The sequence below is a fragment of the Streptomyces sparsogenes subsp. cuspidosporus genome (assembly GCF_039532705.1).
GTDB classification, from domain to species: Bacteria; Actinomycetota; Actinomycetes; order Streptomycetales; family Streptomycetaceae; genus Streptomyces; species Streptomyces sparsogenes.
Genome location: NZ_BAAASD010000120.1, coordinates 1 through 1953 on the forward strand (window position 1 = coordinate 1; position 1953 = coordinate 1953).

General features: G+C 67.7%; 1 protein-coding gene and 2 pseudogenes. 2 read left to right on the plus strand and 1 reads right to left on the minus strand.

Translation table 11 applies throughout. The annotated features are described in order from the left end of the window. The coding region (locus ABFY07_RS43395; protein WP_428837124.1) for a transposase at positions 1–153 on the minus strand (153 nt) is incomplete at its 3' end. A gap of 420 nt (positions 154–573) precedes the next feature. On the opposite strand from ABFY07_RS43395, the pseudogene ABFY07_RS42615 reads away from it, so the two are divergent. Next, positions 574–1194, plus strand: a pseudogene (locus ABFY07_RS42615) (SUMF1/EgtB/PvdO family nonheme iron enzyme); the annotation flags it as partial. 173 nt (positions 1195–1367) lie between these two features. Continuing rightward, positions 1368–1953 (plus strand): annotated as a pseudogene (locus tag ABFY07_RS42620) (hypothetical protein); the annotation flags it as partial.

Genomic DNA, 1953 nt, shown 5'->3' on the forward strand with positions numbered 1-1953 from the left:
GGTGTCCGCCTCGGCCTGGCGGACCCAGCCGCGCAGGGCCTCCTTGTGGATGCCCAGGTCCTTCGCGACATGCGCGATCGGACGGCCGCTGGTGCGGACCTCACGGACGGCCCGCTCACGGAGCTCGACCGGGTACTTGCGTGGTGCTGGCACTGCTCGTGGTTCTCCTTCGGGCCAGGATCATAAGCCTGGCTTCAGGGACTCCACGAAACCGGGGTCATCTCACTTCGCAGCCGTACCGGACCGCAAAAGGCCCATCGTCGCCGCTCCCTAACCGGGCGATCTAGGGTACTCGTCGACCGAGTTCCTACCGACGCAGCCCTCCGGACACTGGGGGAACACAGGCACCCGCCCCTCCCGGAAACTAACGTAACGACGCCTGCCCGCCCGACAGCGAACGCATGTACGAGCCAGCACCACGCGGTGAAGCCGGTACCAACGCTCATCGCGACGCCGTATGCTGACCACCAGGATTACTCATCGGCTTCGCCCTCGGCACGGCCGCGGCCGGTCGGTTTCCTCACGGGCTGGTACGGAATCGCCCGCGGCCTGATGGAGCCCTGGATCCAGTTCACGGACGCCGACCGCTACGGTTCGTCGGCGGTCTTCCACCTTGTGGTCGACGCACCGTCCGCCGACGTCCTGGGCAATGCCGCCGGAGCACCCTGGTGGATCAACGTCGGGGGTGCCCACTGGCGCTGCCCGGAAGGCGCCCGATCCGACATCAGCGGCCAGCAGAACCACCCCGTCGCCCATGTCTCGTGGAACGACGCGACCGCCTACGCCCGGTGGGCCGGCAAGCGCCTGCCACCCGAGGCGGAGTGGGAGTACGCGGCACGCGGCGGCCTGAACGGGCGCCACTACGCTTGGGGCGACGACCTCACACCCGACGGCCGCTGGCGCTGCAACATCTGGCCGGGACGCTTCCCCCACACGAACACCGCCGAGGACGGATACCTCACCACCGCTCCGGTGAAGTCCTACCGCCCCAACCGATTCGGCCCGTGGAACACCGCCGGCAACGTATGGGAGTGGTGCTCCGACTGGTCCTCGGCCACCTACTACGCCCACTCCGCCACGGAAGACCCGCAAGGTCCCGAGAACGGCACCGCACAGGTCCTGCGCGACGGCTCCTACCTCTGCCACAACTCCTACTGCAACCGCTACCGGGTAGTGGCCCGCTCGTCCAACACTGCGGGTGCCGATAAATCATCCACGCAGGTCGAGAACCTGATCACGGATCTTCGGCGCTCCTACCCCGGGGTCTTCACCTACGCAGGGCCCCGGCGGCATCATGATCTGTCGTACTGCTGCGTCTGGCCTACCTCGCCGCGACCAACGCCCTGGCGTTCCTACGGCTCCTGCCGATGAGCGACAGGGAGAAGGACGTCGAGATCCTCGTGCTCCGGCACCAACTGCTGGTCCTGCAACGCCGGTTCGGTAAGCCGACCTTCACCGACAGCGACCGTGCCATCCTCGCCGGCCTGCTCTACCACCTCCCCAAAGACAGACTGCGGCACCTTTTGCTGTTGGTCCGCCCCGACACGGTCCTGCGCTGGCATCGCGACCTGCTCAGGCGGCGCCATGCCGCGACCTGCGTACCCAAGCGACGCGGACGCCCACGCGCGATCCGATCGATCCGCGCCTTGGTCCTGCGTCTGGCCAGGGAGAATGCCTCGTGGGGATATCGACGGATCCACGGCGAACTCGCCGCGCTGGGGATCAAGGTCGCCGCCTCCACCGTCTGGGAGATCCTCCGCGAGCACAGCATGGTCCTGCCCCGCCCGGCGGCGGCCGAGCGTCGGATCTGGACGGCCGGGGAAGCAGCCCGCTTCCTGCGCTACTGCCACCACGCCGACCCACTCATCGCGGATCTGTGTGAACTTCTCATCGGTACTGGCATGCGCAAAGGGGAAGCGCTCGCCCTCCACTGGCACGATGTCCACCTCAACC